This window comes from uncultured Aquincola sp. (assembly GCF_964001545.1).
GTDB lineage: Bacteria > Pseudomonadota > Gammaproteobacteria > Burkholderiales > Burkholderiaceae_C > Aquincola.
In genome coordinates this window covers 1-2,730 of record NZ_CAXFDV010000559.1, presented here as the reverse complement: position 1 = coordinate 2,730, position 2,730 = coordinate 1, and the positions used below count along the sequence as shown (strand labels likewise).

Genomic DNA, 2,730 nt, shown 5'->3' with positions numbered 1-2,730 from the left:
GGTCTTACGGTGGGCTGACGCCGGCCGGCGAACCCGTACAAACCCCGGCATGCAGCGGCGCCGCCGACGTCAGTCGTTCAACTCCGCCCGCGCCCGCTCGGCATGCAGCCGCTCGGCCGCATCCACCGGCATGCAGGCGGCGGCTTCCTGGCACAGGCGGTCGGCTTCGGGCAGGCGCTTTTCGCCTTCCAGCATCACCAGGCCCTTGGCGAATTCCAGCCGCGCCAGCGCGCTGTCGGGCATCAGCTGGATGGCCTGGCGGAAGTGACGCAGCCCGGCCTCCACGCTGGCGCCCTGGGTGCGACCCAGCAGTGAGCCTACCTTGTCGATCACCTCGGCATGGAAGGCGCCCAGCACGATGTGCGCCTCGCCATGGCCGGGGCGCAGCCGCAGCGCGGCTTCCAGCGCCGCACGCACCTTGCTGCCCATGCCCAGGGCCAGCGCCTTGGCCACGCTGATGCTCTGGCTGTAGCGGCCCAGGGCCGAGGCCAGCAGGTAGTGCGCATTGGCATTGCCCGGCTCACGGCCCAGCTGCGCCTCGGCCCGCTCGGCCGCCTGCAGGAACAGGGCGATGCGCACCGCCTCGCGCGGCTCCAGGTAGCTGGCGTAGGCGATCTGCGCCTTGTTGGCCACGGTGATGCCGGCGCCGCCCGCGGCCATGCCGCTGTCACGCGCGGCCTCGAAATCGCCCGCGTGGTAGTGCACCCAGGCCTGCAGCACCGCGTCGTCGGCGGGCAGGGGTTCCAGGTCGCCCTGGTGCAGGCGCGGCCACTGGGCGCGCACGCTGTCGGCATCGAAGGCGTAGGGCGGGTAAGGAAAGCCGGTCCACTGGCCCATGAGGTACTTCTTTCGCTTCAGGCATGTTGCTGCAGCTGCAACCGGGCTTGTTCGCCCAGGTACGGCCGCAGCAGGCTGAGCAGATGGTAGACCGCGCGGGCCAGCGTGGCCTCGGCGCGCCCGGGCTCCAGCGCGTGGCGGGGGTCGCAGGCGTACTCGTGGTTCAGCCAGTGGCTCAGCAGCACCACCGCGCACTGGCACAGTGCCGCACGCTCGGCCGGCTCGATGGCCATCGCGCGGGCGCGCAGCAGGCCGTCGATCACCGCCTCCACCGCGCGGCACTTGCGCTCCAGCACGGCCTGGAAGCGCGCTTCCAGCATGCGGTTCTTCGACAGCAGGTCGTTCAGGTCGCGGTACAGGAAGCGGTACTGCCACACCACCTCGAACAGCGGCAGGAAGAATTGCCAGGCCGCATCCACCGAGTCGACCTCGGCCGCGCCGCCCAGGCGTTCGGCCAGCGCCTGCTCGTAGCGCTCGTACAGCGCGTTGATCAGGGTTTCCTTGGCCGGGTAGTGGTAGTACAGGTTGCCGGGGCTGATGCCCAGTTCCGACGCGATCAGCGTGGTGCTGACGTTGGGCTCGCCGAATCGGTTCAGCAGCTCCAAGGCCGCATCGAGGATGCGCTCGGCGGTACGCCTGGGTTTCTTGGTGTGGGACTGCATGTCTCCGCCCTGGGGCCCCTCGGCCAACTCCGTGGCCACGTGGCGGCCACCCTAGCACCGGCCGCCCGGCTTGTTGATCGGGACAAAACCAGCCCATACCCCCGCCGGCAAGGGCGGCGGCTCCCTGCACTCCGGCAAGGGCGGCGGGGCCTCCCTACAATCGCCGCCCCATGCCCGCCGTATCGTTCCAGCACGTCGCCAAAACCTACCGGGGAGCCAGCGGCAGCTTCCAGGCCCTCGACGATGTCTCCTTCGACATCGAAGAAGGCGAATTCTTCGGCTTGCTCGGCCCCAATGGCGCCGGCAAGACCACGCTCATCAGCATCCTCGCGGGCCTGACCCGCGCCAGCACCGGCCGCGTGACGGTGATGGGCCACGATGTGGTGGCCGACTACGCCGCTGCCCGCAAGGCGCTGGGCATCGTGCCGCAGGAGCTGGTGTTCGACCCCTTCTTCAGCGTGCGCGAGACGCTGCGCATCCAGAGCGGCTACTTCGGCGTGCGCAACAACGACGCGTGGATCGACGAGCTGCTGGCCAGCCTGGGCCTGGCCGACAAGGCCGGCAACAACATGCGCCAGCTCTCGGGCGGCATGAAGCGCCGGGTGCTCGTGGCGCAGGCGCTGGTGCACCGGCCGCCGGTCATCGTGCTGGACGAGCCCACCGCCGGCGTGGACGTGGAGCTGCGACAGACCCTGTGGCAGTTCGTCGCCCGCCTGAACCGTGAAGGCCACACCGTGCTGCTGACCACCCACTACCTGGAAGAGGCGGAGGCCTTGTGCCACCGCATCGCGATGCTCAAGCGTGGCCAGGTGGTGGCGCTGGACCGCACCGCCAACTTGCTGGCCGGCACCGCCAGCACCATGCTGCGCTTCAAGACCGACGATGCGCTGCCGCCCGAGATCGCCGCGCATGCCCGCGTCACCGGCCGCATCGCGCAGGTGACGGCGCACGACGCCGCCGAGGTGGAGCAGTTGCTGGCCCGCCTGCGCGCCGCCGGCGTGCGGGTGGAAGACCTGGAGATCGGCCGCGCCGACCTGGAGGACGTGTTCCTGGAAATCATGCAGGGTGCGCCGCAGTCGGCCACCGCGCGGGCGGAGTTGGTGGCATGAGCACCGCCTTGTTCGCGGGTGCCCGCACGCTGCTCTACAAGGAAGTGCTGCGCTTCTGGAAGGTGAGCTTCCAGACCGTGGCCGCGCCGGTGCTCACCGCGGTGCTCTACCTGCTGATCTTC

3 protein-coding genes and 1 pseudogene are annotated in these 2,730 nt (G+C 70.1%); 2 read left to right on the top strand and 2 right to left on the bottom strand.

Annotated features, from left to right (window positions below):
* Nucleotides 1-69: 69 nt before the first annotated feature.
* Nucleotides 70-837: a hypothetical protein gene (locus ABNT58_RS19195; protein ID WP_348755041.1), complete on the bottom strand. Its 768-nt coding sequence runs from the start codon at nucleotides 835-837 to the stop codon at nucleotides 70-72.
* 17 nt (nucleotides 838-854) lie between these two features.
* Nucleotides 855-1,499: a TetR/AcrR family transcriptional regulator gene (locus ABNT58_RS19190; protein WP_348755040.1), complete on the bottom strand. Its 645-nt coding sequence runs from the start codon at nucleotides 1,497-1,499 to the stop codon at nucleotides 855-857.
* Between the two features lie 170 nt (nucleotides 1,500-1,669).
* Between ABNT58_RS19190 and ABNT58_RS19185 the strand changes: the two genes are divergently transcribed.
* Complete coding sequence (locus tag ABNT58_RS19185) at nucleotides 1,670-2,608, top strand: ABC transporter ATP-binding protein (protein WP_348755039.1); 939 nt, start codon at nucleotides 1,670-1,672, stop codon at nucleotides 2,606-2,608.
* Nucleotides 2,605-2,730, top strand: a pseudogene (locus ABNT58_RS19180) (metal-dependent hydrolase); the annotation flags it as partial. The gene ABNT58_RS19185 and the pseudogene ABNT58_RS19180, both read left to right, overlap by 4 nt.